We start from the raw sequence: 25,458 nt of genomic DNA, 5'->3' as shown, positions 1-25,458 counted from the left end.
CTCAGGGCCGAGACTTCACGCAAGGCGAGCGTAAGACGGAAGCAAAAAATCGCAGGAATGAGCAGTGAATATCTGGAAACGGTACTCAATGCGGGTCTCAAAAAACTGGGTGAAATTTAACAAAATGTTCACGCTCTCACCCTGATTGACCAGCGAGGGCAGTGACCCATCGCAGTTCAACAGGTTCCAGATAGCCACTGTAAGACAAACTAAACTACCCAAGCGAGCCTTAAAATGATGTAACCATCGGAATCACATTGTTTTTTGAACTTGATCAGCAAATTGTGAAATTTGGGGGTATCTGGGAAATCTGGGACACCAACAAAATCTGGGACACCCACCTTTTTGACAGCGGCGTAGCCCTGTACTTGGCTTGAGGTGTCACTGCCCAGGGGGTGAGCCATGACCATTGCCCGTTCACGTCAAATCAGTTTGCAGGATACGCCTTACTATCATGTGGTCAGTCGCTGTGTGCGGCGGGCGTTTCTGTGCGGGGAAGATGCCCACTCCGGCCAGAGTTACGAGCATCGGCGCCAGTGGGTAGTGGACAAGTTGGGCCAATTGTCGCGACTGTTTGCCATCGGTGTGTGTGCCTATGCGGTGATGAGCAATCACTATCACCTGGTGCTCAAGGTCGAGTCGGATAACGCTGCCAATTGGAGCGAGCGGGAGGTGGCCGAGCGTTGGGGGGCGCTATTCCAGTGGCCGCTGCTGGTACGACGCTGGTATCAGGGGGAATCCCTGATTGAGCCTGAACTCGCTGTGGTGCAACAACTGATAGGGCAGTGGCGGGAGCGGTTACATTCCATCAGCTGGTTTGTGCGGTTGCTCAACGAAAACCTGGCTCGGCAGGCCAATCGGGAAGATGGTTGCAAGGGCAATTTTTGGGAAGGGCGCTTCAAGAGCCAGGCCCTGCTCACCGAATCAGCCCTGCTGGCCTGCATGGCCTATGTTGATCTCAATCCGATACGGGCGGCGATTGCCGACCGGCCCGAGCAGAGCGATTACACCAGCCTCAAGCAGCGTCTCGATGGTGAGCAGTCCGCCGCCCCATTGCCTCCGTTGCTGTTGCCATTCGCGCACGAAGCGCGACCCGATAGCCTGCCATATACCTTTGCGGATTACCTGATGCTGGTGGACTGGACAGGTCGCGCCATCCGAGTGGACAAACGGGGCCATATCCCAGTTTGTCTTGCCCCCATCCTGGCGCGGCTGGGGTTAGACGAGGTGCGCTGGCTCAAGCAAGTGACGCTGTTTCGGCGCCAGGGTATCAGAGTGGTGGGTGACAAAGAGCATTGTCAGCAGTTTGCCTGGCACTGTGGCCAGCGACGGTGTCATCAACCATCCCTTTGAGTGATGAATATTTGTGTCATAACAACGTCCGGTATAGCGCCAGCTCATCACCGGTGTGATCGCATCTGAATTGGCGTCATCGATGCCAAGACATTCTTTTTAATCCCCCGAGTTTCACAAATGCCATCGCACATGCTGGATGACGAGTTGTGCTGGGCGCTTGATGAGGGCTTTCTCCAAAAGATGGCTGTCCTGATAAGGCGACACATAATTGGGACAGCGCCTTTCCAAAAGGTGGCTGTCGCAGATAAGAAGAGAAGGGTTAAGGAAGATGTACTATCGGCCCTTTGTTATCAGGCCGTTTTTTCACAACGCTACGACAACGTGGGTGTTGCTTGAGCAGGTGATTTTTGCATCAGTGAAACAGAGTGGGTGATATGGTTCCTCCAATGGAACAATCCGTACACAAAGATGGCTGTCCCAAATAAAAAGGGAGCTTATCTTGCTCGGTCCATGGAGAAGGGGGGAGATGACGACGTCCCTTGGAGATCTTTACGAGAGTCGGCAAATATGGGGATCCACCTTTGGCTCGCATGACCAAACCTGATGCCAAGGGGCGGGTTTGCCGATATCTCGAATGGGGGCAGTGTTGGCAATAAATAACAAGGGCGACCAGTTGGTCGCCCTTGTGTGATGGGCAGAAGCGCGGGCTCTGCCTATGAAGGTGACGGTTATTGCAAATCCGGGGGGGAATCTGGGACACCCACCTTTTTGACAGCGGCGTATCCCTGTACTTGGCTTGAGAGGTCACTGCCCAGGGGGTGAGCCATGACCATTGCCCGTTCACGTCAAATCAGTTTGCAGGATACGCCTTACTACCACGTGGTCAGTCGCTGTGTGCGGCGGGCGTTTCTGTGCGGGGAGGATGCCCATTCTGGCCAGAGTTACGAACATCGGCGTCAATGGGTGGTCGACAAGTTGGGCCAATTGTCGCGACTGTTTGCCATCGGTGTTTGTGCCTATGCGGTGATGAGCAACCACTATCACCTGGTGCTCAAGGTAGAGCCCGATACTGCTGCCAGCTGGAGCGAGCGAGCAAAAGATGGCTGTCCTGATAAGGCGCCATGAATTGGCGTCATCGATGCCAAGACATTCTCTTTAATCCCCCCGAGTTCCACAAATACCATCGCAAATGCTGGATGACGAGTTGTGCTGGGCGCTGGATGAGAGCTTTCTCTAAAAGATGGCTGTCTTGATAACTCTTTCTCCAAAAGATGGCTGTCCTGATAAGGCGGGTTGGGGAAAAGGGGCTATCGGCCCTTTGTTATCAGGCCGTTTTTTCACAACGCTGCGACACCGTGGGTGTTGCTTGAGCAGGTGATTTTTGCATCAGTGAAACAGAGTGGGTGATATGGTTCCTCCAATGGAACAATTCGTACACAAAGATGGCTGTCCCAAATGAAGAAAGGCTTTGTTATCTTGCTGGATACGTTGGCAAGGGCGAGTCACGTGGAACGTTCAAGTCAGGAGCAATCAGATGGCGATAACAACGCGATCCCGAAGAGAGAAGGTAGGCAGCGGGCTCGGGCTGGTGATGGGGCTCATCGCCTTTAACCTGATTGTGCCCCTGCTTCCGGTTGCAACAGAGATGTCTGATATGACCCGGATGATAGGTGCCATGGTCAGCGCCATGCTTTGCGCCGAGCTGGGCGCCAGGATTGGCAAGTGGCGGGATGCCAAAGAGCAGGCCAGGTCGGCAGAGTAACTCGACGTGAGAAGAGCGCCAATCGCCCGAGTGCGGCGGTGTGTGCGGGTGTAACAGGCAGGGCGACAGTTGTCGCCCTGCCTGTTTTGCTATCGCGGTTTGCCGCTCAAGCGCCGCGCCGCCAGGGGTCGCTTCGATGGGAGGAAGGTGGCCAGGGTGTCGCGGGGCGATGCCGCATTGCATCAGAAGGCGCCTGGAGCGAGATGACGCCAAGGCTGGATCTGCGAGGGAAATCCTGAGATCGTGCAGGCAGTTATCTGGTTATCCCCTTGAGAGGAGTACCCATGCGCATTGCCTTGATTGGCCTTGGCGATATCGCCCGGAAGGCCTATCTGCCGCTGCTTGCAAACGACGAGCGAGTCACCCCGCTGCTCTGTACCCGGAGTCCCTCGGTGCTCGGCAAATTGGCGCGCCAGTACCGGATTGGCGAGTGTTTTACCGATGTCGATGCGCTGCTGGCGAGCCGACCTGATGCGGTGATGATCCACGCTGCCACCGTCGTGCACGGCAAACTGGCGGAGCTGTGCCTGCGTGCCGGCATTCCCACCTTTGTGGACAAGCCGCTGTGTGACAACGCAGGAGAGGTGGAGGCGCTCGCCAATCTCGCCATCGCCAGGGACTGCCCGCTGTTTGTGGGCTTCAACCGTCGCTATCTGCCCGCCATGGCCGCCGCACGAGACCAGCCGCTGACCGAGCTCCATTGGCAAAAGCACAGGCACGCCCTGCCAGGGGCGCCTCGCCAGTTCCTGTTCGACGACTTTATCCATGTGCTCGACAGCCTCTGCTGTTATGGCGGCGAGCCGGATGGGGAGCTGCATGCGGTGCTGCGACGCAGCAGTGAGCAGCCCGAACTGCTGGCCGGGGTGAGCATCGCCTGGCAGAGCGGGCAGATGGCGGTGAGCGGCAGCATGAATCGCAGCGCCGGCATCACCGAGGAGCGCATCGATGCCTATGGCGACAACCTCACTCTGCATATCGAGAACTGCACCCGTGGCCTGCTTGCGCGAGACAACACTGTGCAGACTCTGGCTCCGGGCGACTGGCAGCCCGTGCTGGCGAGCCGAGGCTTTGTCGCCATGCTCGAGCACTGGTATGGGCAGATTGACGTCGGGCGGGCAGACGGGGCGCTGGTCGAGAGCTACCTGCAAAGCCATCGACTGGCAGAGCGCCTCGTCGCCCTGGCAAAGGGATGACCCGGAGGCAAGGGGCTGGTGACACCGGCAGGCATCACTGGCCAGAGAAGCGGCAGAGCACTGTATGAGATGGTGGCTCCTTGCGCAGTCAGCCGGGAAAGGTGCCAGCGAGCGAGCCAAGCGAAGGCGGGTTTGTTATCTTGGCGGCCATCAAGAGCTGCAGGGCAAGAGATCGCAATGAAGAAGGTGTCGAAGATGAGATGGCTGACCGCAGTGGGCGGGGTATTCCGTTCATGAGCATCATTCTGGGGATCGATCCCGGTTCGCGCATCACCGGTTACGGGGTCATTCGCATCGTCGCGGGCAAGGCGGAATATCTGGGATCGGGCTGCATCCGCACCGATCTGGGGGAGCTGCCGTCTCGCCTGAAGCAGGTCTATGACGGGGTGAGCGAGATCATCACCCAGTTCAAGCCGGACGAGTTCGCCATCGAGCGGGTCTTCATGGCGCGCAACGCGGACTCTGCCCTGAAGCTCGGCCAGGCCCGTGGCAGCGCCATCGTCGCGGCGGTCAACGCCCTGCTGCCGGTGAGCGAGTACTCGGCGACCCAGATCAAACAGGCGGTGGTGGGCACCGGTGGCGCCGCCAAGGAGCAGGTGCAGCACATGGTGACCCATCTGCTCAAGCTCTCTGCCACCCCCCAGGCGGATGCGGCGGATGCCCTCGGGGTGGCGCTCTGCCACTTCCACACCCGTCAGAGCCTCATTCGCATGGCCGGGCGGGCCAGCGGATCGGTGCGCGGCCGTTATCGCTGATCCCTGGAGGAGGGCTACCCGGTGTTGGCAGGGGAGCGCCGGGTGCCGGAGCTGCTGGCAAAATCGCTGGTAGGGTCACAATCTGTCGCGTCCCTCCATAGGACTCCCGTGGAGAAGCGCACCGGGCGGGGGGATATCTTTCTACTTTATCAATAACTTGTGACCTTCATCACATATCCGCGATGAGCCGGGTCGGTTTCGTCTTGCTCCGCCACACTCCCATAATATGGCGCCTGTTCAATAACAGTGTCCGTATGAGCCTTTCTGGCTCTCGTGTTAATCATCATGGGAGAGACAAGAGTGAAACCTTTTGCTGCTGAATTTATGGGAACCTTCTGGCTGGTGCTGGGGGGCTGCGGGAGCGCAGTGCTGGCTGCCGCCTTCCCCAATGTGGGGATCGGCCTGCTGGGCGTCGCCCTGGCGTTCGGCCTGACCGTGCTGACCATGGCCTATGCCATCGGTCATATCTCGGGTTGCCACCTGAACCCGGCCGTGACCGTCGGACTCTGGGCTGGTGGTCGCTTCCCGGCCTCCAACGTGCTGCCCTACATCGTGGCCCAGGTGCTTGGCGGGATCGTGGCTGGTGGCGTGCTCTATGTCATTGCCAGCGGACAGGCGGGTTTTGATGTGAGCGCCGGCTTTGCTTCCAACGGCTATGGCGAGCATTCCCCCGGCGGTTACAGCCTGCTGGCCGCCCTGGTGTGTGAAGTGGTGATGACCGGTTTCTTCCTCTTTGTCATCATGGGCGCCACCGACAGCCGTGCACCGGCCGGGTTTGCTCCCATCGCCATCGGCCTGTGCCTGACCCTCATCCACCTCATCAGCATTCCGGTGACCAACACCTCGGTCAACCCGGCGCGCAGCACTGGCGTGGCGCTTTTTGTCGGTGACTGGGCCGTGGGCCAGCTCTGGCTGTTCTGGGTTGCCCCCATTGTCGGTGCCATTCTGGGTGCATTGGCCTATCGTGTGATCGCCACGAAAGAGTGATGTGTTGCTAGTTAACGTGTGGTATCGACACGCCCCCGGGCGTGTTTTTTTATGCCTGAAGGAATACCGGGCAGGGCGCCATGCCGACGATAGGGTACGGCATGATCACAGCCCCTTGGCGCTCAGCATCTCTTTGTAGCGCTGATGCAGCAGCTTGACCCGTTCCACATAGGCCCGGGTTTCGGCCAATGAGGGATGCCGCCGTGCTTGTACCGTACCGGTCCTACAACCCCTTGGCGCTCAGCATCTCTTTGTAGCGCTGATGCAGCAGCTTGACTCGTTCCACATAGGCCCGGGTTTCGGCATAGGGCGGTATGCCGCCGTGTTTTTGCACCGCACCGGCGCCTGCATTGTAGGCGGCGGTGGCCAGGGCCACATTGCCGTCATACTGCTTGAGCAGACCCGCCAGGTATTTCACACCGCCAAAGATGTTCTGCTCCGCCAGCAGGGCGTTGCCGACCCCGAGCTCGCGCGCCGTGGCGGGCATCAGCTGGGTCAGTCCCATGGCGCCCTTGCGGGAGACGGCCAGAGGATTGAAAGCGGACTCGGCATGGATAAGTGCCCGGATGAGGGCTGGCTCGACCTGATAAGCCTTGGCTGCCGCCTGTATGGTGCTGGCGTAGTCATAGAGGAAGAGGCCTGTTGTGCGCCAGTTGACCTTGGACGCCGGATCGCAGGCATAGCAGTCGTTGAACAGCAGCAGTTCGTAGTGACCCTGCTCCGGCATCATGTCGGAATAGCGTATGACCCCGTTCTTTTGTACCGACTTGTAGACCTGGATCTGACGGCTTGCAGGCTTAGCGGGTTCAGGGGAGGGGAGCGGCGCCGGGGTGAGCGCCACGGTACGCGGCGTGGGAACCGGGGAGGAGACTGCCGTCTCCGGGGTCAGGATCACCACCTCGGCCGGCGGCGGTATCTGAGCCGGGGCTGCGTGGGAAAACAGCGGCATCATGCCCAGCAACATCCATGCTTTCAACGGCTTGCTCCTTAAGCCTCGTTAGGCACGTTGAGTAAAGCATTCGGGATGGCGCAGAACAAGTGCCCGTGAACAGGGGAGGCTGGAAATGTGATGGCAGAGGGACGTCCCACCTGAGTGCTCACTCAGGACAAGGGGCGCGGCTCATGGCGTCAAGGGGCGGATGATCGCAACCTCGTCTTTTCCATCGAGTTATTGGCTTTTTTGTAAGTTAAAGGCGTGTTATCTTGCTGTTGCTCCACTCTGGTCTGATCTCTTCGTGGAGCCAGCGAGCGAGCAGGAGAGGGCCGGTATGGCCAGAGCGAAATGGGCATGACAAGCAGGCGAGCGATGGAGCTCAGATTCGAAGAGTACTGTGATGCGGATCTTTCCCTCATCAGAGACTATTACGAGACGACGTTTTCCCACTATGTGCCGGATTTGGCAGAACGGATTTTTGTGGTCCGTGACGCGCACTGGCTGGTGGGGGCTGTGCGCCTGCGCGATGAACAGGATTATTACCACTTGTGCGGCTTTCGTCTGCTCCCTCACTACCAGTCCCTGGGGCTGGGATCCCGCTTGTTGCAGCATGCCTGCCGCGATCTTTCCGACAAGCCCGTGATCTGTCACGCCCTGCCGTTCGAGAAACCCTTCTACCTCAAGGCGGGATTTGACCACCTTCCCCTGCATGAACTCGACGGGCCCCTCCACTCTCTCTATCACCAGCAGCACGAACAGGGTTACCAGATCGAGCTGCTGGTGCGTCAGGCGAAGGCGCCTGTTTTCAACTGACGTCTTATTGGGGTTTGGTCAGCAGGTGGATCTTGCCTGGTGACAGCTCCAGCCCCAGCAGATTTTCCTTGAGCCAGGCCTGATTGGGATCTTTGTCATCCAGCTTGTAGACAGGCTGGGTCTCCAGCCGTTTCTCCATGCTCTGCAGCAGCATCCTCAGCATGAAACCAAACTTCTGTTCCGCCGCGGCAGGCTCCAGCTTGTAATCGATGAGCTTCATGTTGTCGAGGAAGAGCGCACTCCTGGCCTTGTCGTAGCGGGGCCTCGCCTCATAGGTCATGTTGAGGCGCGCGTCGTACTCGGTCTGATCCGGGAGCGCGATTTTCAGCTTGCCTTTGCCAAACACCCTGGCGGTATCCGGGCTCTGGCGACCAATCTGCACATCGCTCTGCTCGAGTTGCACATGGGCCTTGATGATGCCGGGCAATTCCAGCTGTTTGTCCACTTGCACCTGGGACTGCAGGTACTGATTTATCTGCTGCTCATTGATGTCATATGAGCCTTGACCTAGCATGGCCAGACTCAGCAGCATAGATTGCAGGATCATGCTAACGACCTGATAGAATGGGTGTGCCCCATAGCATACCATCCCGACCCTGTGGGGTCTGCCCGTGCCATCTGTCCAATACACCAAGGAGTCGCCTTGCTCGACGGTCTGGAATACGACATTCAGTTGCTGTTTTCCCGCTTTCTCGGCTGGTTGTTGCTGTTGTTTCACACCGTGATCGTGGCTGGGATCTCCCTGCGGGTGGTGATGAAGCGACGTCCCATCGGGGTATCCCTCGCCTGGTTGGCCCTCATCTATGCCATCCCCTTCGCCGGGGTCGGTTTCTACGTGCTGTTTGGCGAGATACGCCTCGGTCGCAAGCGGGCGGAGCGGGCCCAGGCCATGTACCGTCCTTACGCCATCTGGATCCGCCAGCTCGCGCGCCTCTTCCCCCAGCACTGCTGCGAGGTGGGAAGCAAGGCACGCCCGCTCCACGATCTGATCCAGGGGCGCTTGGCCATGCCCATGCTCTCGGGCAACCGGATGACCCTGCTGCACAAGCCGAAGAGCATCGTAGAGGAGATAGTGCGCGACATCCGGGGCTCCTCCCAATCCTGTTATCTGGAGTTCTACATCTGGCACCCCGGCGGGGATGTGGACGAGGTGTGCGAGGCGTTGATGGAGGTGGCGGCACGCGGCGTGGATTGTCGTGTCTTGCTCGACTCCATCGGCAGCAAGACCTTCTTCCGCTCCTCCTGGCCCAAAACCTTGCGCGCCGCCGGCGTTAAAGTCGTGGAAGTGTTGCCGGTCGGCGCCTGGCGCATCCCGTTTCAGCGCCAGGACTTGCGCATGCACCGCAAGCTGGTGGTGATCGATGACAAGGTTGGTTACACCGGCTCCATGAACATGGTGGATCCCCGTTTCTTCAAGCAGGATGCCGGGGTCGGCCAGTGGGTCGACATCATGATCCGGGTGCAGGGCCCCGTGGTGCCGTTGATGTGGTCCACCTTCGTCTGGGACTGGGAGATGGAGACCGGCGAACGGCTGCTCGACAGTCTGCAACATGAGCCGGAAGCCTGGCCACAGACCAACTATCGGGCCCAGCTCATTCCCTCCGGCCCCTTCGTCGGTGGTGACTGTATCCAGCAGAGCCTGCTGCTCGCCATCTACCAGGCTCGTCACCATCTGGTGCTGACCACCCCCTATTTCGTGCCGGACGATCCGCTGGCTGCGGCCCTCTCTTCGGCGGCGGCCCGCGGCGTGCTGGTGCAACTGGTGCTGCCTGCGCGCAACGACTCCCTGATGGCGAACCACGCCAGCAACTCCTTCATGGAGGATCTGCTGGCGGCAGGAGTGGAGATATATCGCTATGATGCCGGGCTGCTGCACACCAAGAGCGTGCTGGTGGACGATGATTTCGCTCTGGTGGGCACGGTCAACCTCGACCGGCGCAGTCTCTGGCTCAATTTCGAGATCACCCTGCTCATCGACAACCCGGTGTTTGTCGCCGAGATGAACCAGCTGGTGCAGGGCTACATGCTGGAGGCTACCCCCATGTCACTGACCAGGTGGCGTGCCCGCCCCTGGTACAAAAAATTGCTTGAGAACATCTTCTACCTGTTCAGCCCCCTGCTGTGACAGCCAGAGCGTGGACCCCAAGCCGTTGTCTGGCTTGTGTTGATGCCCATCCTCCCCGTAGAGTGCGCCCATGCACCCGCCATTGAACTATTGTGGAGAAACAGAACTGATGAAGAAAAAAGTGGCCTTGGCCGTCGGAGCCGTGTTGGTGGTGGGAGGGCTTGGCGCCTGCTGGTACACGGGCAATACGTTCGACCGGATCCTGGCCGAGCAGATCGCCAGGGCGCAGCAGGAGAGCGGGATCGAAGTCACCTGGAGCCCAGAGACGGAGAATCTGTTTACCCGCGACGGCGTACTCAAGGTGGTGGTGCCGCCCCAGACGCTGGCGAGTTTTGATCCCCAACTGGCGGGGAGCGAGGCCATCGAGATGCAGTTCGCGTTCAACAGCCGCATGCTGCCGCTCTATATCAAGAGCCACCTCTTGCTGGACACCGCAGAGGGCTCCCTCGCACCTGTCTTCACGGCCCTCGGCATGGAGAAATGGCAGCTGGGGGCGGAGTCGGCCAGCAGCCTCTGGACCATGAGCAACAGCTCCCGATTCTGGGCCAGCGACTTCAAGGTCAAGGAGGGGCTCAACGAGTTCCAGTTCCTGCCCCTGAACGGCGACTACCGCGGCGATCTCGACGGCAATGGTCATCTGACCGCCCACTGGCTGGGCATGACGGTGCACGATGCGCAGAGCAAGACGGATCTGGCCCTGGCCGATCTCAAGGGCAGCGCCGACATGGCGGAGATTAGCGGCCTCTGGCTCTCGCCCCGCAGCGATGCGACCCTCTCCGCCCTCTCCCTGACACAAGGGGATCTCAAGGTCTCCCTGCAGGGGATGACCACCGCCACCCAGCTGGCGGGGGATGATGTCCAGACACTCTCCACCCGTTATCAGATGAAGGTGGCGTCTCTCAATCTGGAAAACGAGGAGGACAGCCTGGCGCTGACCGAGGGCAACCTGGATCTGGCGCTCAACGGGCTGGATCTGGAGGGGTACCAGCGGCTGCAGGAGGCCAGCAGCCAGCGGGTGGACGAAGCCGCCATCCAGGAGGCGCTGGACAAGATGCTCCAGCGGGGGGCCACGCTCCTGCTGACGGACCTCAGCGCCCGCCTCAACGGCGAACCCGTCAACCTGCAGGGGGAGGCCAAACTGGCCCCCACGACCCTGGCCGCGCTGATGGAGAGCGAGGAGGGGATGCAGGCCCTGTCAGGTCTGCTCCATGCGCGCCTTGGCGACAAGCTGGGCCAGGCGGTTCCCCAGCTGGCCCCCATGCTGAGCCAGTTTACCGACCTGGGTTACCTCAAGGTGGAGTCGGCGGTACTGAGCGCAGAGCTCAAGCTGGAGAAGGGACAGGTCACCGTCAACGGTCTGCCACTGCACCAGTGAGTGCCCCCGCAATGAAAAAAGGCTCCTTCGGGAGCCTTTTTTCTGGGGTCGGACCGCCGCTTACTTGAACACGACCGTCTTGTTGCCGTAGACAAAGACCCGTTCGTTCAGTACCAGCTCCAGGGCGCGGCTCAGCACGGATTTCTCCACGTCGCGACCGGCCTTGGCCATGTCGTCGGCGGTGAAGGTGTGGTCGACGTGGATGACGTCCTGCTCGACGATGGGACCCTCATCCAGATCGTCGGTGACGAAGTGGGCGGTGGCACCGATGAGCTTGACCCCGCGATCGAAGGCCTGGCGATAGGGACGGGCACCGATGAAGGCGGGCAGGAAGGAGTGGTGGATGTTGAGGATCTTGCGCGGGTAGGCCGCGACGAAGCTCGGGGTCAGCACCCGCATGTACTTGGCCAGGATGACGTAATCCGGCTGGTAGCCATCGATGAGGGCGCGCACCTGCTCTTCATGCTCGGTGCGGCTGAGATCCTCGTGGCTCACGCAGTGGAAGGGGATGTCGAACTTGCCTGTCAGCTCGCCCAGAGTGTCGTAGTTGCCGATCACCGCCACTATGTCCATGTCCAGGGCGCCGGCGTAGTTCTTCATCAGGATGTCGCCGAGGCAGTGGGTCTCCTTGGTCACCAGGATGACGATGCGCTTCTTGCCCGCCTTGACCAGGCGGCGCAGAGCGCCCACCGGCAGGGCATCGTCGAGGTCGGCCAGCAGGGTCTCGTCGTTGAAGCGCCCTTCCAGCTCGGTGCGCATGAAGAAGCGGCCGTTTTCGTGATCCACGAACTCGTCGTTCTTGTTGATGTTGAGCTGGTGCTTGTAGCAGATGTTGGTGATCTTGGCGATGAGTCCCTTGGCGTCGGGGCAATCGGTCAGCAGTATTTTCTTTTCCATCTCTGTCATGATTCCGTTGGTGTTGTTGGCGCCCAGTCTGCGCGGGCAGCACGTTTTTTTGGCACTATGCCACAAACAAAATCAGAAAAGACAGCGTGCCGTGCATCGGCGTGACCGGCTGGCGGAGGCGGGCCGCCGAGGGCAAGCGTTTGTCGTTGATGGGTTTTGGACTGGCATCCTGCGGCGATTTTCTTTAGGCTGTCTGCGCTTATTCTCAGGGCGGGGTGAAATTCCCCACCGGCGGTATCCCGATATGACTCGGGGAGCCCGCGAGCGCCCGACCCGGTTTGACCGGGCGGGGTCAGCAGATCCGGTGAGATGCCGGAGCCGACGGTCACAGTCCGGATGAAAGAGGATAAGACAGATATTGCTGGCAAGCCCCCTGTGGGCCGGCCGCTGCATGCCTATCTCTGTCTACCTTTCCATGCCCTGATTCTGGTCCTTGTCTTTTTTAGGAGTCTTACCATGAATCAGTCTCTGCTCAGTGAATTCGGTGATCCCATTGCTCGCGTCGAGGCCGCGCTGGCCGCACTGCGTGCCGGCCAGGGTGTGCTGGTGGCCGACGATGAAGATCGTGAGAATGAGGGTGACCTCATCTTCGCCGCAGAATCCATGACCAATGAACAGATGGCCATGATGATCCGCGAGTGTTCCGGCATCGTCTGCCTCTGCCTGACCGACGAGCGGGTTCGCCAGCTCGAGCTGCCGATGATGGTGGAGGCCAACTCCAGCCACTACCAGACCGCCTTCACCGTGACCATCGAAGCGGCGCAGGGGGTGACCACCGGGGTGTCCGCCGCCGATCGCATCACCACCATACGTGCCGCCATCGCCGACGGGGCCAGACCGTCCGACCTGCATCGCCCCGGCCATGTCTTCCCGCTGCGTGCCCGTACCGGGGGCGTGCTGACCCGTCGCGGTCACACCGAAGCCACGGTCGATCTGATGCAGCTCGCCGGGCTCAAACCTTACGGCGTGCTGTGCGAGCTGACCAGGGAGGATGGCTCCATGGCCAGGTTGCCGGACCTGGTGGCCTTCGGTCGCCAGCACCAGATGCCGGTGCTGACCATCGAGGATCTGGTGCAATATCGTCAATTGCTGTCAGAGCGTTCAGCCTGAGCCTCATACGAAATTGTAATAAGCCGAAATTTTGGTTACGCTTTGCACGAACCTCATCCGGAGACACTCTTTTTTGATTAAAGTTTGCGCATAAAGTGTGCAACTAAAAAAAAATGAGGGTTTTAACGCATTTATCTGTGATGGGGCCTATCCAAAGTATGATTTTTTTGTGCCATAATCACGCCGCTTGCTAAACGTCTGGCGAGTTAAAGGGAGCTTTTAAAAATGAAAAAAATGTTGTTGGTAGGTGTTGTTGGTCTGTCCGCTCTGCTGGGCGGTTGTGCAAACACCAGCGAACTGGAAACTTCCGTTCAGAATCTGTCTAACAAAGTTGACCAACTGGCTCAAGATGTTAGCGCTGTTCGTGCTGATCAGTCCAAGATCGCTGCTGATGTTGCAGAAGCCAAGCAAGAAGCTATGCGTGCTAACCAGCGCATCGACAACATGGCTACTTCCTACAAGAAGTAATCCATGCGAAAAAATGGCGCATTTTAATGCGCCATTTTTTTTTGCCTGAAATCTGGCAATTCTCCGAGTTTGACTCCCGCCTGAACAAGGCAATGCCGACCGATCGGCATTCCCCGTCCTGAATATCTCTTCGATCAATAAAGCAGGCTGTAGAGCTTGCGGCGGTAATTCTGCGCTGCCGGATGTGCGCCCATGGTGGCCAGCACATCGAGATAGATCTTCTTGGCATCTCCAAAGGCCAGATCCCGCTTGAGAATGGTGAACAGCAAGGCCAGAGCCTCTTCCTGTCGACCGACCTGGCTGTAGAGTACCGCCAGCTCCTGGGCGAGGGCGTCATCTGCCGGCTGTTCGGCGTGACGCAGCTCCAGGGCGCGCAGTTCAGGGCTGTCACTGGCCTGCAGCGCCAGCGAGAGGCGAGAGCTCAGGGTCTGATAGTGATCGTCCTGTGCCACCATGGGGATGGCGGCGAGCAGGGCTTGCGCCTCGTCCAGCAGGTTCAGATCCAGGGCCGCCTGTGCCAGCCAGAGGCTGATGTCGTGACGCTCGGCGGCGAGGCGATGGGCCTTGCTCAGGTGGGCGTGCGCCACATCGGCCTGCTCTGCGGCCAGTGCCTGCTTGGCCTGCTCCAGCAGCAGCTCTTCTTCCTTGGGGGCGAAAGCAGCGAAATACTGGCGCAGGGTCGCTTCATCCTGCGGGCCTTCCAGGATGGCCTGCTCGTCCGGACGACCCTGATGGAACAGCACCAGGGCGGGTAACGCGCGCAGGGCCAGCTGGCTCGCCAGCGGCTGCAGCTGGGGATCGTTCATATCGACTTTGGCCAAGGTGACGCCAGGATTGGCCTGACCAACCAGGGCTTCCACCAGGGGGGTCATGGCCTGACACTCCGGCATCTGCGGGGCGTGGAAGTAGATGACGACCGGCTTTTTCAGGGATGCATCGATCAGTTCGGCGTGAAAATTCTGGGGAGTGATGTCGACGATCATGAGGCTGACTCTCGGAAAATGGTGTGGATCAACATGGGGTCCAGCGGAGTGGATTTCAAGCTCCCGTCCAGCAGATAGGCATCGACCTGGCGGGTCGGGGCGGCGAGGCTGAGCCATCCTCTGCCAATGGGCCAATCGCTCACTTCATAGATGCGGGTATCGAGCAGGTTCTCCAGCCGCCACCCTTGCTCCGGCAAGAAGCAGACCTTCTCCAGCCCGGCGGCGATGCCGGCGCCGTGGGCCTTGAGCACCGCCTCCTTGCGCGACCACAGCCGATAGAAGGCCGAGTCCTGCTCCTGCACTGGCAGGGTGCGCAGCCACAGGTATTCCCCGGGGGCATAGAAACGCTCTGCCAGGGGCAGTATGGGGCGGCGGCGCAGGCCCATTTCGATATCCACGCCGAGGGGACCCTCCCGACAGAGGGCGAGCACCAACCAGTCACCGCTGTGGCTGAGGTTGAACTGCCAGTGGTGGTTGCACAGCATCGGCTTGCCATGCTCGCCGATGTGAAAGGCCAGAGAGCCGGCAGGGCAGTGGAGGCGTTCGGCCAGCAGGCGGCGAAGCAACACGCGTCCCAGCAGATACTCGCGCTGGCGGCCGGGTTGGCGGATCTCGTGCCAGTGGCGGTATTCCTCCGGGGAGAGCCCGGATGACAGCCCGATCAGCTGTTCAGTATCGACGAGCGCGGTATTTAACAAATAGAGATCCGCAGAAAGCATAATATTTCACTTAAAAATGGGGTCGAAGTAGCGATAACAATCCGTTTGGAGAGGCCGAAACCGATGCTTTCAAGATTGTATATTGTTTGGCCATGATCACATAAATTGCGCTAAACAGAGCATTTCCTTGCAAAAATGTGAGTTCGATTGGGATTTTCGCTTGCCTCGATAGAATTCTTGGATATAGTCGGGTGCTGTTGCCTTATAAATTGCCCTGTCGGGCTGCATTTTAACAAGTTTCACTCTTTTTTGCGGGGATAAAGGATTGCGCCACCTGATGCTACTGCTGGTCGCGCTCGGAATGGTAGGTTGTGCTTCGGCACCCCAACCCGAGGTCGCGAGCAAGATCGAGGTTTCCATGATGGAACCCGTGATTGAACCCGAAGTTTCGCCTACCCCGGATGTCAACGAAATCCTGACCGTATACAAAGAGTGGCGTGGTACCCCCTATCGTTATGGCGGTACCACAGAACGAGGTATCGATTGCTCGGCGTTTACCCGTGAAGTGTTCCGCAATGCCATCGGCATCGAATTGCCCCGCGATACCCGCTCCCAGGTCCACGAAGGCTCTCGCGTCTCCAAGCAGGATCTGGTCGAGGGGGACCTGGTCTTCTTCAAGATCAACCCGCGTCTGAACCATGTCGGCATCTATGTCGGCAACGGTGAATTCATCCATGTCTCCTTCCGTGCCGGCGTCACGCGCTCCAAGCTCGACAATGTGTATTGGCGCAACAAGTTCTGGCAGGCACGCCGGATCGATATCTGAGTCAGGCTGGACAAACGGCTCGCAGTACGGACTGTTTTTCCAACCTCACTTGAACCGGACCCTCAGGGTCCGGTTTTTTTATGGCCCTCTTTTAGACTTTCCCTGGCCGACTCTCTATAGTGTGGCCCCCTTGATCCTCGGCAGGTCCAGCATGACACCCCAGCAGAAAACCGGATTGCACCCGCGCAATCGCCATCAGGCCCCCTACGACTTTGACGCGCTCTGCCTGCGTACCCCGGCGCTGTCGCCTTTCGTGTTCGTCAACGAGCACGGCACCCGGACCCTGGATTTCGCCGATCCGGCCGCCGTCAAGGCGCTCAACCGGGCGCTGCTGGCGCTGCACTATGGCATCGAACACTGGGATCTGCCGCCTGGCTACCTCTGCCCGCCCATCCCGGGGCGGGTCGATTATCTGCACCGCGTCGCGGATCTGCTGGCGGAGAGCGCGGGATGCGTACCGACGGGCAAGCAGGTTCGAGTGCTGGATGTCGGTGTCGGGGCCAACTGCATCTATCCCTTGCTGGGCGCCCGGGAGTATGGCTGGCGCTTCGTGGGCTCAGACATCGATCCTGTGTCGGTGAAGGCGGCAACCCTGCTGGCCACCAGCAATGGATTGGGCAACCAGATCACATGCCGTCATCAGGGTAACCCCAAGCATGTCTTTCGCGGGATCCTGGGGCCGAAGGAGCACTTTGCCCTGACTCTGTGCAACCCGCCGTTTCATGCTTCTCTGGCGGAAGCGAGCAAGGGGACGGAGCGCAAGCTGCGCAACCTGGGCAAGGGCCAGGCAGTGGCCGGGGCGCCCGTGCTCAATTTCGGCGGTCAGAAGGCTGAGCTCTGGTGCGAGGGGGGCGAGGCGGCGTTTCTGGCGGCCATGATAGAGCAGAGCAAGGAGTTTGCCAGCCAATGCCTCTGGTTCAGCTCGCTGGTGTCGAAAAAGGAAAATCTGCCTGCCGCACGAAAGGCGCTGGCTCGGGTGGGGGCGCGGGAGGTTCGCGTGCTCGACATGGCGCAAGGCAACAAGGTGAGCCGGATCCTCGCCTGGAGTTTCCTGGACGATGAGCAGCGCAAGAGCTGGTGGACCGCCCAGGGGAGATGATCGAGGACGGGGCTCAGTGGCGACACGGGCCCCGTCTCTTTTTCAGCTCAGATGTTGATTCGTTTGCAGCCTTACATTCAATCGTTTTCCTGCCCGTGTTTGCTCGCATGTTAGTGACCACTTTCGCGCCTGGTACAGGTGTACGCCGAGATTTTTTTGTACTTGCTGATGAAACTTTCATAAAATAGGACTGGTTAGACCTCTTTACAGGCTTTGAATCGAATAGGGATCGGTAAATGAAAGTTGTCGATTTTCTGAAGCACAAGCGCGAAATTCTGGCGCAACACCCCTTTGAGCTCAAGGATTGGCTCTCTCCGGCGATCCGCGACTACTGGCGTGAGTTTCAGCAAAAGGCACACCTTCACCCCTTGCTGGGAAGAGTGCTGGATCTGCAGGGGGAGTCCCAGGATGCCCGCCAGCAAGAGGCTGCCAGAGTCACCCAGGTCGCGAATGGCCAGCCTGCCTTGGCGCAGGATCCCGTGGTGGAGCTCGAAGGCGAAGCGGCGGCACTCTATGCCGAGTTGCAGACCCGCATCGGTGAAGAGACCCATGTAGGTGAGTGGTTGCAGGTCACCCAGGCGTTGATCAACCAGTTCGCGACCGTGACCGGCGATCATCAGTGGATCCACACCGATCCCGAGCGTGCGGCAGCCGAGTCTCCCTTCAAGACCACCATTGCCCACGGCTTCCTGACTCTGGCCCTGCTGCCCCAGTTGACCGGTTCGGTGGACGAGAGCACGCCGGAGTTCCCGACCGCTCGCATGGTGGTGAATTTCGGTCTGGAACAGGTCCGCTTCCCTTATCCTATCAAGGTGGACAGCAACATCCGCGCCCGTACCAAGCTGTCGCGTGTCACGCCCATCAAGGGAGGCATCGAGCTCCTCAAGGAGATCAAGATAGAGATCGAGGGGATCCGTCGCCCTGGCTGCGTCATCGAGTCGGTCACCCGGATCTATTTCTGACGCGCTCGTCTTGCGTCCATGAACACAGGCCCACTTCGGTGGGCCTGTGCCGTTTCTGGCGGGTTAAAAACTCGCCCCCAGGGTGATGAGGTGACGCCACTCCTTCTCGCTCACATCCATGTTCAGGCCATGGTAGTCGAGCCAGGCATCGTCCCAATCCAGCTCGCTTGACCAGGAGAGACGCAAATGATCGCTGAAGTAATACCTGAGGCCCAGGCTGCCGCTGACGGACTGCTTTCTGGTCAGATAGGGGGATGGTTGGTCGACGAACCTTTCATAACTGCCCTTGCCAAACAGCTCGAACTTCTCTTCCCAGAGTGCCAAGGGTTGCCGGTAGTCCCAACCCAGGCTGACGAAGGGGTAATTGATGATCCTGTCGTCAAACAGGTCTGAGTTGCTCCACACCTCCGGCCTGAAATAGGCCCGCTCCAGGCCGAGCTGGCTGATGATCTCCAGCCGGCGTTGCCTGTCATTCCAGAAGCGGTATCCGGGACCGGAGGCATAGTCAATCTCCAGATAGCCTGCCTCGATCATGTTGTAATCGATGTCGACGGAAGATCGTAGGAACCAGTGATCGTCGAAGAAGAAGTCGAGCTTGGGTTTGAGCTTGTACTCGTGGCTGTCGGTGATGTTGTTCGCCGTTTCGTAGATGTACTCGCCATCCAGGCTGTAACGCCAGTCCAGATTGGCAAACTCGGTGGAGACCTTGAGATTGACGTTGTTGGTCTTCTTGGTGTTCTCCTTGAGCTTGATGTTGAGATCCCCGTTCCCTGTCAGCAGCCAGGCATTGGCCTCGTCAGGAGAGTCCAGCAGGGGGATCCCCGTCTTGGTAAGCGGCTTGGGTTTCTCCTGCTTGTCCAGACGCCATCGTTTGATGGCGTGGCGCGGGACCGTCATGGCCTGACTGTAGGCGGGCTTGATGCGGATCTGCTCGTCCGTGATCTCCTCTATGGTCCCGCTCACTCGATCGCCGTTGCGCATCCAGAGGATGTCCGCCATCGCCGCGGAGCCAGGCAGCAGAAGCAACAGGCAAACCACATGACCCGTTCTGTTCATGTTGGTCAGGCCTTCAGCCGCTCACGGGCTTGGGCAGCCCGCTCTTGCGCTCGAGCAGGGCGGTCACCCGGGCACTGTCGATGTCGGGGGCAGCGATGAACTGCTCGGCTTCGGGGGAGAGCACCAGCGGCGCCCCCTGTGCCATCTCCGCTTCGGTGCGGGAGAGGGGGGAGTGTACCTCCAGCCAGCGACGACCGTCGGGTTCCACCGCCATCTTGACCGGCTGGTTGATGACCCGGACCGGGGTGCCGACGGGAACAAGACCAAACAGGGTTTCGATGTCATCCGGGCGCAGCCGGATACAACCCGCGCTGACTCGCAGACCGACCCCGAAATCCTTGTTGGTGCCGTGGATGAGGTAGTCCTTGTTGCCATAGCCAAGACGCATGGCGAACTTGCCGAGGGGATTGTCGGGGCCGGGGGGGACCACGGCGGGCAGATCGATCCCCTTCTGCTCCAGCCAGGACTTGCGGACCATGGGGCCGGGCACCCAGGTCGGGTTGGGATTTTTCGCAATGACGGTGGTGGTCATCTCCGGCGTCTCGCGGCCGATGTCACCGATCCCGATGGGCAGCACCATCACCTCCTGCTTGCCCTTGGGGAAGTAGTAGAGGCGAAGTTCAGGCAGGTTGATGACGATGCCTTCTCGCGGCACGTCGGGCAGTAGCATCTGGGTCGGCAGAGTGAGCCGGGTGCCCGGGGTGGGCAGATAGGGGTCTACGCCGGGATTGGCTTCGAGCAGTGCCAGAAAGCCTGTCCGGGTATGCTTGCCGACCAGTTCCAGATGATCGCCAGGTTGTACGATGTAATCTTCCAGGGCGCCGATGAGACGACTGTCCGCTGGCGGCAGGGGATAGGTGTTGGACCAGACAGGTGCGGCCCAGAGGCTGGCGGCGGCCAGCAACAGTGAGACGATACGAGTGTTGAGCATGGTTGTTCCTATCGGCTGGGGCGAGGGACGGGTTCCCTTCCAAAAAATGAGCAGAGATTGTCAACGAATCCCGCGGGGATTACCAGTCCGGCACCATGACTGCCGGGAGGGCGGTGGCGAGCGCGTCACAGGGTGTCACTGGCCCATCAGGCTCGCCGTATTCACCCGCCGGGAACCGGGTACAGGGTGGAGACAGTGAGCGAGGAGGCGCTGCCGGTGAAAGTCACTGGCGTTGGGAGGGGCGGGATCGCCGGATGGCGGTTTTATCGCCAGTCGTCTGATCTGCAACGAGATTTACATTGATTTCCCGGCTAGGGTTGGGTCAATATGAGTGCCCGTGGAGAGATGCCGGAGTGGCCGAACGGGATTGACTCGAAATCAATTGTGGCAGCAATGCCACCCAGGGTTCGAATCCCTGTCTCTCCGCCATTTATTCCCCTCAAGCCCGCGCCCGTCGCGGGTTTGTCATTTCTACTGTCCATCCCCCGGCTCAGCCATCTCCCAATGTCTTTTCCGATTTGAGGCCTGTGGTCACGGTGTCGCGTAGTCTCACCCCATTCTCTCGAATGTCCATTCACCTGATTAGCCACTTGCCGGCCCAGACAGGTCTCCCGGGGTCATCACCAACATGGTGATGGGGCATGGGCCCGCACCTGCAGGGTCATCTGGCCTCAGCCATCGCGATCCCCCTGATAGGCGCAGAAAGCCTGCGAGTAGATGTGTCCAGAGTTGGCTATTGGTGCTTGGTTTTCTATCCCGCAGCCATCATCAGAGCAACGTGGCTGCGGGTTGGAGACTCATGCCTTGCGGCTGGCGAGCTGGCGAAGGCGCTGGGTGCTCTGGTGCAGACTCTGGTGCTGCACCTCGTTCAGGGCGCAGTGCTTGAGCACGTACTCGGCGCTGGCCACCACCGTCTTCCAGCGCGGTGCCTTGGGCAGGGTGTCGAGGTTCAGGTACTTGTCGAGGGTGCGGGTCTGGGGACTGGAGCGGTCCATGTAGACCCGCCACAGCTTGCTCTTCTCCGCCAGCACTATCTTGCCCTTGCCGGTGCTCTGCTGCCAGGTCTCCAGGGTGAGACGCATGGTGTCCACCAGGGCGCGGCGCAGAGGTTCGTCATCCTGCTGGCGAATGAGATCGTCGGCCAGCGACCTGAACTCCCCTCCCAGCCGGCTCAGTTCCCCCAGCAACTGGCCATCCTCGATGATGGCCTGGCGAGAGAGGCTCTTGAGGGCGTTCTCCAGTGCAGCCATGCGATTGTCGTCCTGGCGCGGTTCTGTGCCAAGGGTCAGCGCATAGGCGTGCTGCCCCCCCAGGTTGATGGGCAGGGCGCGGGCGTTGAGGGTGTCTCGCTGGCCCGCCACCAGGAAGTCCAGCTCCCGCTCCGGCTGCGCGGTCATGTCGGGCCACTGGCTTGCCAGCGGGGCGGCCAGCCACTCGTCCAGCATCTGCCCCTCCATGGCTTCCGGCTCCTGACCCAGCAGGCGCGCCAGGGCCCGGGAAGCAAACAGCACCCCTCCTTGCTCATCGAGGAAGACCATGGGGTCGGCCCCCTCGCCAAGCAGGGCGAGGAGCCGCTCCTGATCCTGGTGCAGTTGTTCCTGGAGCAGCAGACGGTGCTCTATCTCCTGTTTGAGCAGGCGGTTCTCCACCAGGGAGGCGCGCCCGGCGCTGGCCTCCAGCAGGGCTCTCACCCGGGCGAACAGCTCCTCCTTGCAGAAGGGTTTCACCAGATAGTCGTTGGCCCCTGCGTTGAAACCCTCTTCAATCTCCTTGGGCTGGTTGAGGGCGGTGAGCAGCAGCACCGGCAGCTTCTCCTTGGGGTGCTGCTGGCGCAGACGGCGGCAGACGTCGAAGCCCGAGAGGGTGGGCATCATCACATCAAGCAGGATGAGATCCACCGGCTCCTGAGCCAGCTTGGTCAGGGCGTCGTGGCCGTCGCTGCTGGGCAGGATGCGATAACCGCAGGGCTGCAGCAGGTGGCGCAGTATGTGTAAATTGATGGGCTCGTCATCCACCACCAGGATGACGGGGGCATCTTGCGGCGGGGGCGGCAGATCCTCGCTCTCCCAGTCCGGCAGGATGACGGGTTGCTGGCGCACCAGCTGGTGCTCTATCTGGCGGCTGTCGAGGGTCAGACTGCCCGCCTTGCCGCTGGCCAGCGGTAGGGTGAAGGCGAAGGTGGAGCCGACGCTCGGCTCGCTTTCCACGAACAGCTCCCCCCCCATCAGGTGCACCAGCTGGCGGGTGATGGAGAGACCGAGGCCCGCTCCCTGCTTGCTCACTTCCGGGCTCATCTGCACCAGGGGCTCGAAGATGTGCTCCAGATGGTCCCTGGCGATGCCGATGCCGGTGTCGGTCACCTTGATGCGCAGGAAGTTGCCCTCCACCAGGGCGCTCAGCACCACCTTGCCCTGGGGGGTGTACTTGATGGCGTTGCCCACCAGGTTGTAGAGCACCTGCTCGAGGCGCTGCTCGTCCGCCAGCACAGGGGGCAGCTCGGCGGGGCTCTTGTCCACCAGGGTGAGGGGCTTGGCCTGCACCAGGTGCTGGCAGAGATCCAGCACCAGCCGGATGACCCCCTTGGAGGAGACCGGCTGGGGGTGGATCTCCAGCTGGCCGTAGCGCATCTGGTGGTAGTCGAGCAAGTCGTCCACGAGGCGGGCCAGACCGTCGGCGCTCTTGATGATGAGGCCGAGTTGTTTCTGCTGCCCTTCGGTCAGGTCCTGCTGGCTGGCGAGCATGGACTCGGCCATCCCCTTGATGCCGTGGATGGGGGTGCGCAGCTCGTGGGAGGTGTTGGCCAGGAGCTCGTCTTTGAGCTTGTCCGCCTGTTGCAGGCTGAGGTTCTGCTTGTGGGTCAGCTTGACCTGCTGTTGCAGCTCCTGGGTCTGGCGTTCGATGAGCTCGATCTTGTCCTTCACCGAACGCTGCATGTGGCGAAACGCCTGGGCCAGCCGGTCGATGTCATCGTCGGTGCGGGGGATGGTGATGGGGTGATCCAGAGCGCCGTCCGCCACCTGTTCGGCGGCGGCGGTGAGGGATCGCAGGGGCGCCGTGATGGAGTGGGAGAGCCAGCGGGAGAAGAGGATCAGCAGCAGCAGTGAGCCTGCCCCCAGCAGGATCACCAGCGTCTCGAGCTGGCGGATGGGGGCATAGGCCTCGCTGGTGGAGATCTCGGCGATGAAGGCCCACTCGGTATCGAACACCTTCACCTGGGTATAGGCGGCCAGCACCTCGTCATCGTGGTAGGAGAGGAAGGGGCCGACCCCCTGCTCCCCGGAGAGGGCCTTGATGATGAGGGGGGTCTGCAGCGGCCGGAAGTCGGGGCTGAAGCTGTTCTCCACGCTGAATTCAGGGGCGAGCCAGGCGTTGGCGCGCATCCGCTTGTCCGGGCCGATGAGAATGGTCTCGCCGGTTGCGCCGAGCCCCTCCCGCTCCGCCATGATCTGGTTGAGCTTGTCCGGCAGCAGCTCGAAGATGACCACGCCGCGCACATAGTCGTACTGCATCACGGGAGCGGCGAGGTAGGCGACCACCTGGCCGGTCAGCTCGTTGCGGCCAAAATCGGTGAACTCGAAGATCTGCTGGGGCTTCTGGCCGCCATCGAGGCGGCGCTTGATCTTGGCGAAGGTGTTGCCAAGACCGCTGGACTGGTAGGGGCCAGAGAGCAGGTTGGTGGCGAAGTTGGCCTGCTTGGTGACCGAGTAGACCACGTCACCGTTGAGGTCGACCAGGAAGATGTCGCTGTAGTTGGACTTGCGCACCATGTCGGCGTAGCCGCGATGGAAGCGCTGGTGGACGCGGCCATACATCTCGTCCGCCAGGATGAGGGCGCTGATGGAGGGCTCTATCTCCACCTGACTGTCAGGTTGTTGCAGCTTGTCCCAGGAGCCCGGCACATAGCGGGCCTGGGCGCGGGCGCGGGCCTCCTGCGGCGTGGTGCCGAGCTTCTCGAAGGCACCGGTGAAACCGTAGAAGCGACCGATACTGTTGCCGGCAAAGTCCTGCTGGGAGAAGTTGATGATCTGCTCCTTGAGGTTGCCGAAGTAGTCTTGCAGCTGGTTTTTCTTGATGTTGCGTACCGAGACCAGATGGTTGGAGGTCTGGGTGGTGAGATCCTTGCCGTGGCTATAGAGGAAAAACAGGGTGACGACCAGGAAGGGCACCAGGCCCAACATGAAAAAAGCCAGCATCAGCTGCGGTCTGAGCCCCCGAGGCCTGAAGTTCCATTTCATCGCATGATTTTCAATTGATAATCCAGTTACTAAACGCGATGAGTTTCTGACTAAAGGCTAACTATTTCAATGGCTTTATCTTAAATTCGCTCGTCGGGTCACAGGGAGCGGGGGGATTTTCGACCAAGGCGTCTAAAGGGTGAGCAAACAGCACGGGAAAGGGCTCAAAGTGAGAAAAAAGGGTTGTGCCCGGGCTCGGGGTACGTATAATGCGCCTCGTTGTCAGGCAACTGGCACGCAAGCAATAATGCGGGAATAGCTCAGTTGGTAGAGCACGACCTTGCCAAGGTCGGGGTCGCGAGTTCGAGTCTCGTTTCCCGCTCCAATACTCCATGGCACCAACCATGGACATCACTCTCAAGGCAATGCCTTGTCAGCATGGCGCGTTAGCAAAGCGGTTATGCAGCGGATTGCAAATCCGTTTAGTCCGGTTCGACTCCGGAACGTGCCTCCATCTTCTCCCTGTTATCCACATCACTGACGTTGTCCATCCGCCCTGGCGGCCCAGGATGATGCTTCATTGGATGTCAGTCAGCCGTGAACAACCTTCCCGTTGCCACGTTTTGTGCAGATGTAGATCCATCTCGGCCAATGCCTCGCCCCTGGATCCGGACCTCTCTTCGCCCCCCTGTTCTGCCAGCGCGGCCATCTCCTTTATCAGCAAACCGCATTGCCACAGGCTGGCGGTGGGGACCCCGTGATAGGGGATGTCGATGGCATCGTCACGATTGAGCCGCCACTCCTGCCACTGGCTCCAGGCGAGCACGCCCAATGCCCCCAGCAGCGCCGCATCTGCAAGTTTCATCCTGTGTTCCCCCGATCTGGTCCAGTCCTCGTTAATACCAATCGGATTAAACATTAGGTCAGTTTTATCCAATCTCGGCTACAAAGTGACATCACCCGCTCCACATCGGCAATAAAGTGCTTCCAGGCCGATGTGCAGGCATCAAGGATGTCGTCGTAATCCTTGAAGCTGCGATTAG

Annotated in this window: 23 protein-coding genes, 3 tRNA genes, 4 pseudogenes and 1 riboswitch; of the genes and pseudogenes, 18 read left to right on the top strand and 12 right to left on the bottom strand. The window is 60.1% G+C overall.

Annotation, left to right across the window (positions count from 1 at the left end):
- The 7 genes and pseudogenes from J9892_RS09035 to aqpZ form a co-directional block, all read left to right on the top strand.
- Positions 1-120 (top strand): annotated as a pseudogene (locus tag J9892_RS09035) (ISAs1 family transposase); the annotation flags it as partial.
- 282 nt (positions 121-402) lie between these two features.
- Positions 403-1,353 (top strand): transposase, encoded by a 951-nt coding sequence (locus tag J9892_RS09030; protein ID WP_052816301.1) that lies wholly within the window; start codon positions 403-405, stop codon positions 1,351-1,353.
- A 768-nt stretch (positions 1,354-2,121) separates the two neighbouring features.
- Positions 2,122-2,399, top strand: a pseudogene (locus J9892_RS09025) (alpha-amylase family glycosyl hydrolase); the annotation flags it as partial.
- 431 nt (positions 2,400-2,830) lie between these two features.
- On the top strand, positions 2,831-3,058 hold the full coding sequence (locus J9892_RS09020) for a hypothetical protein (RefSeq protein ID WP_053288171.1): 228 nt from the start codon (positions 2,831-2,833) through the stop codon (positions 3,056-3,058).
- A 284-nt stretch (positions 3,059-3,342) separates the two neighbouring features.
- Complete coding sequence (locus J9892_RS09015; RefSeq protein WP_053288172.1) at positions 3,343-4,251, top strand: Gfo/Idh/MocA family oxidoreductase; 909 nt, start codon at positions 3,343-3,345, stop codon at positions 4,249-4,251.
- Between the two features lie 233 nt (positions 4,252-4,484).
- Positions 4,485-5,006: a crossover junction endodeoxyribonuclease RuvC gene (ruvC, locus tag J9892_RS09010; RefSeq protein WP_010673515.1), complete on the top strand. Its 522-nt coding sequence runs from the start codon at positions 4,485-4,487 to the stop codon at positions 5,004-5,006.
- A gap of 300 nt (positions 5,007-5,306) precedes the next feature.
- A complete protein-coding gene (gene aqpZ / locus J9892_RS09005) occupies positions 5,307-5,993 on the top strand; it encodes an aquaporin Z (protein WP_010673516.1) in 687 nt (228 codons plus the stop codon).
- 105 nt (positions 5,994-6,098) lie between these two features.
- Here aqpZ and J9892_RS09000 read toward each other — a convergent pair.
- Positions 6,099-6,202 (bottom strand): annotated as a pseudogene (locus J9892_RS09000) (lytic transglycosylase domain-containing protein); the annotation flags it as partial.
- A 14-nt stretch (positions 6,203-6,216) separates the two neighbouring features.
- A complete protein-coding gene (locus tag J9892_RS08995; protein ID WP_042878789.1) occupies positions 6,217-6,957 on the bottom strand; it encodes a lytic transglycosylase domain-containing protein in 741 nt (246 codons plus the stop codon).
- Positions 6,958-7,281: 324 nt separating this feature from the next.
- Between J9892_RS08995 and J9892_RS08990 the strand changes: the two genes are divergently transcribed.
- A complete protein-coding gene (locus tag J9892_RS08990) occupies positions 7,282-7,740 on the top strand; it encodes a GNAT family N-acetyltransferase (protein WP_029313989.1) in 459 nt (152 codons plus the stop codon).
- 4 nt (positions 7,741-7,744) lie between these two features.
- Here J9892_RS08990 and J9892_RS08985 read toward each other — a convergent pair whose 3' ends face one another.
- On the bottom strand, positions 7,745-8,287 hold the full coding sequence (locus tag J9892_RS08985) for a DUF1439 domain-containing protein (protein ID WP_029313991.1): 543 nt from the start codon (positions 8,285-8,287) through the stop codon (positions 7,745-7,747).
- Between the two features lie 96 nt (positions 8,288-8,383).
- Here J9892_RS08985 and cls point away from each other — a divergent pair, with 96 nt between their 5' ends.
- On the top strand, positions 8,384-9,865 hold the full coding sequence (gene cls, locus J9892_RS08980) for a cardiolipin synthase (RefSeq protein ID WP_010673520.1): 1,482 nt from the start codon (positions 8,384-8,386) through the stop codon (positions 9,863-9,865).
- Positions 9,866-9,974: 109 nt separating this feature from the next.
- Positions 9,975-11,240, top strand: a complete 1,266-nt coding sequence (locus J9892_RS08975) for a DUF945 family protein (RefSeq protein WP_052815890.1) — start codon at positions 9,975-9,977, stop codon at positions 11,238-11,240.
- A 60-nt stretch (positions 11,241-11,300) separates the two neighbouring features.
- On the opposite strand, the gene purU is transcribed toward J9892_RS08975, so the two are convergent.
- Positions 11,301-12,137: a formyltetrahydrofolate deformylase gene (purU, locus tag J9892_RS08970; RefSeq protein WP_052815892.1), complete on the bottom strand. Its 837-nt coding sequence runs from the start codon at positions 12,135-12,137 to the stop codon at positions 11,301-11,303.
- A 206-nt stretch (positions 12,138-12,343) separates the two neighbouring features.
- A riboswitch (FMN riboswitch) is annotated at positions 12,344-12,498 on the top strand.
- Positions 12,499-12,602: 104 nt separating this feature from the next.
- Between purU and ribB the strand changes: the two genes are divergently transcribed.
- Complete coding sequence (ribB, locus tag J9892_RS08965) at positions 12,603-13,256, top strand: 3,4-dihydroxy-2-butanone-4-phosphate synthase (protein ID WP_043758934.1); 654 nt, start codon at positions 12,603-12,605, stop codon at positions 13,254-13,256.
- 225 nt (positions 13,257-13,481) lie between these two features.
- Entirely contained in the window at positions 13,482-13,724 is a 243-nt protein-coding gene (locus J9892_RS08960; RefSeq protein ID WP_010634682.1) for an Lpp/OprI family alanine-zipper lipoprotein, read from the top strand.
- Positions 13,725-13,858: 134 nt separating this feature from the next.
- Here J9892_RS08960 and J9892_RS08955 read toward each other — a convergent pair whose 3' ends face one another.
- From J9892_RS08955 to J9892_RS08945, 3 genes are all read right to left on the bottom strand, one after another.
- Positions 13,859-14,707: a tetratricopeptide repeat protein gene (locus J9892_RS08955; protein ID WP_042878782.1), complete on the bottom strand. Its 849-nt coding sequence runs from the start codon at positions 14,705-14,707 to the stop codon at positions 13,859-13,861.
- A complete protein-coding gene (locus tag J9892_RS08950; protein WP_042878780.1) occupies positions 14,704-15,426 on the bottom strand; it encodes a 4'-phosphopantetheinyl transferase superfamily protein in 723 nt (240 codons plus the stop codon). Before J9892_RS08950 ends, J9892_RS08955 begins: the two co-directional genes overlap by 4 nt.
- A gap of 96 nt (positions 15,427-15,522) precedes the next feature.
- On the bottom strand, positions 15,523-15,786 hold the full coding sequence (locus J9892_RS08945; protein ID WP_162231332.1) for a hypothetical protein: 264 nt from the start codon (positions 15,784-15,786) through the stop codon (positions 15,523-15,525).
- Between J9892_RS08945 and J9892_RS08940 the strand changes: the two genes are divergently transcribed.
- The 3 genes from J9892_RS08940 (at position 15,704) to J9892_RS08930 (ending at position 18,253) form a co-directional block, all read left to right on the top strand.
- Complete coding sequence (locus J9892_RS08940; protein ID WP_010673526.1) at positions 15,704-16,192, top strand: NlpC/P60 family protein; 489 nt, start codon at positions 15,704-15,706, stop codon at positions 16,190-16,192. The two genes, J9892_RS08945 and J9892_RS08940, sit on opposite strands and share 83 nt — an antisense overlap.
- 151 nt (positions 16,193-16,343) lie before the next feature.
- Positions 16,344-17,291, top strand: coding sequence for a 23S rRNA (adenine(1618)-N(6))-methyltransferase RlmF (gene rlmF / locus J9892_RS08935; protein WP_029313997.1), 948 nt, complete (start codon positions 16,344-16,346; stop codon positions 17,289-17,291).
- A gap of 236 nt (positions 17,292-17,527) precedes the next feature.
- Positions 17,528-18,253, top strand: a complete 726-nt coding sequence (locus tag J9892_RS08930) for a MaoC family dehydratase (RefSeq protein WP_010673529.1) — start codon at positions 17,528-17,530, stop codon at positions 18,251-18,253.
- A 63-nt stretch (positions 18,254-18,316) separates the two neighbouring features.
- Here J9892_RS08930 and J9892_RS08925 read toward each other — a convergent pair whose 3' ends face one another.
- A complete protein-coding gene (locus J9892_RS08925) occupies positions 18,317-19,309 on the bottom strand; it encodes a DUF481 domain-containing protein (RefSeq protein WP_210538213.1) in 993 nt (330 codons plus the stop codon).
- A 13-nt stretch (positions 19,310-19,322) separates the two neighbouring features.
- The gene (locus tag J9892_RS08920) at positions 19,323-20,240 is read right to left on the bottom strand and encodes a L,D-transpeptidase family protein (RefSeq protein WP_042878776.1); all 918 of its coding nucleotides are present in this window, start codon (positions 20,238-20,240) and stop codon (positions 19,323-19,325) included.
- Positions 20,241-20,579: 339 nt separating this feature from the next.
- Here J9892_RS08920 and J9892_RS08915 point away from each other — a divergent pair.
- Positions 20,580-20,669 (top strand) — tRNA-Ser (locus J9892_RS08915).
- A gap of 368 nt (positions 20,670-21,037) precedes the next feature.
- Here J9892_RS08915 and J9892_RS08910 read toward each other — a convergent pair.
- Positions 21,038-24,475 carry an ATP-binding protein gene (locus J9892_RS08910; protein WP_010673541.1) on the bottom strand — a complete coding sequence of 1,146 codons (3,438 nt, stop codon included), beginning with the start codon at positions 24,473-24,475 and terminating at the stop codon, positions 21,038-21,040.
- A gap of 249 nt (positions 24,476-24,724) precedes the next feature.
- Between J9892_RS08910 and J9892_RS08905 the strand changes: the two genes are divergently transcribed.
- Both J9892_RS08905 and J9892_RS08900 read left to right on the top strand, forming a co-directional pair.
- Positions 24,725-24,800, top strand: a tRNA-Gly gene (locus J9892_RS08905).
- 55 nt (positions 24,801-24,855) lie between these two features.
- Positions 24,856-24,929, top strand: a tRNA-Cys gene (locus J9892_RS08900).
- Positions 24,930-24,992: 63 nt separating this feature from the next.
- Here J9892_RS08900 and J9892_RS08895 read toward each other — a convergent pair.
- Together J9892_RS08895 and J9892_RS24595 are read right to left on the bottom strand one after the other, a co-directional pair.
- Positions 24,993-25,280, bottom strand: coding sequence for a hypothetical protein (locus J9892_RS08895; protein ID WP_049636605.1), 288 nt, complete (start codon positions 25,278-25,280; stop codon positions 24,993-24,995).
- Between the two features lie 53 nt (positions 25,281-25,333).
- Positions 25,334-25,458: pseudogene (locus J9892_RS24595) on the bottom strand (IS630 family transposase); the annotation flags it as partial.

The sequence above is a fragment of the Aeromonas sp. Prich7-2 genome (genome assembly GCF_017939255.1).
GTDB classification, from domain to species: domain Bacteria; phylum Pseudomonadota; class Gammaproteobacteria; order Enterobacterales; family Aeromonadaceae; genus Aeromonas; species Aeromonas caviae.
This window is presented reverse-complemented; position numbering and strand designations above follow the sequence as displayed.

Excerpts from the sequence above, each read along its gene's own strand:
- J9892_RS09030 (WP_052816301.1), top strand. The coding sequence starts at position 403 with ATGACCATTGCCCGTTCACGTCAAATCAGTTTGCAGGATACGCCTTAC.
- J9892_RS09020 (WP_053288171.1), top strand. The coding sequence starts at position 2,831 with ATGGCGATAACAACGCGATCCCGAAGAGAGAAGGTAGGCAGCGGGCTC.
- J9892_RS09015 (WP_053288172.1), top strand. The coding sequence starts at position 3,343 with ATGCGCATTGCCTTGATTGGCCTTGGCGATATCGCCCGGAAGGCCTAT.
- ruvC (WP_010673515.1), top strand. The coding sequence starts at position 4,485 with ATGAGCATCATTCTGGGGATCGATCCCGGTTCGCGCATCACCGGTTAC.
- J9892_RS08995 (WP_042878789.1), bottom strand. The coding sequence starts at position 6,957 with ATGTTGCTGGGCATGATGCCGCTGTTTTCCCACGCAGCCCCGGCTCAG.
- J9892_RS08990 (WP_029313989.1), top strand. The coding sequence starts at position 7,282 with ATGACAAGCAGGCGAGCGATGGAGCTCAGATTCGAAGAGTACTGTGAT.
- J9892_RS08985 (WP_029313991.1), bottom strand. The coding sequence starts at position 8,287 with ATGATCCTGCAATCTATGCTGCTGAGTCTGGCCATGCTAGGTCAAGGC.
- J9892_RS08975 (WP_052815890.1), top strand. The coding sequence starts at position 9,975 with ATGAAGAAAAAAGTGGCCTTGGCCGTCGGAGCCGTGTTGGTGGTGGGA.
- purU (WP_052815892.1), bottom strand. The coding sequence starts at position 12,137 with ATGGAAAAGAAAATACTGCTGACCGATTGCCCCGACGCCAAGGGACTC.
- ribB (WP_043758934.1), top strand. The coding sequence starts at position 12,603 with ATGAATCAGTCTCTGCTCAGTGAATTCGGTGATCCCATTGCTCGCGTC.
- J9892_RS08960 (WP_010634682.1), top strand. The coding sequence starts at position 13,482 with ATGAAAAAAATGTTGTTGGTAGGTGTTGTTGGTCTGTCCGCTCTGCTG.
- J9892_RS08955 (WP_042878782.1), bottom strand. The coding sequence starts at position 14,707 with ATGATCGTCGACATCACTCCCCAGAATTTTCACGCCGAACTGATCGAT.
- J9892_RS08950 (WP_042878780.1), bottom strand. The coding sequence starts at position 15,426 with ATGCTTTCTGCGGATCTCTATTTGTTAAATACCGCGCTCGTCGATACT.
- J9892_RS08940 (WP_010673526.1), top strand. The coding sequence starts at position 15,704 with ATGCTACTGCTGGTCGCGCTCGGAATGGTAGGTTGTGCTTCGGCACCC.
- J9892_RS08945 (WP_162231332.1), bottom strand. The coding sequence starts at position 15,786 with ATGGAAACCTCGATCTTGCTCGCGACCTCGGGTTGGGGTGCCGAAGCA.
- rlmF (WP_029313997.1), top strand. The coding sequence starts at position 16,344 with ATGACACCCCAGCAGAAAACCGGATTGCACCCGCGCAATCGCCATCAG.
- J9892_RS08930 (WP_010673529.1), top strand. The coding sequence starts at position 17,528 with ATGAAAGTTGTCGATTTTCTGAAGCACAAGCGCGAAATTCTGGCGCAA.
- J9892_RS08925 (WP_210538213.1), bottom strand. The coding sequence starts at position 19,309 with ATGAACAGAACGGGTCATGTGGTTTGCCTGTTGCTTCTGCTGCCTGGC.
- J9892_RS08920 (WP_042878776.1), bottom strand. The coding sequence starts at position 20,240 with ATGCTCAACACTCGTATCGTCTCACTGTTGCTGGCCGCCGCCAGCCTC.
- J9892_RS08910 (WP_010673541.1), bottom strand. The coding sequence starts at position 24,475 with ATGAAATGGAACTTCAGGCCTCGGGGGCTCAGACCGCAGCTGATGCTG.
- J9892_RS08895 (WP_049636605.1), bottom strand. The coding sequence starts at position 25,280 with ATGAAACTTGCAGATGCGGCGCTGCTGGGGGCATTGGGCGTGCTCGCC.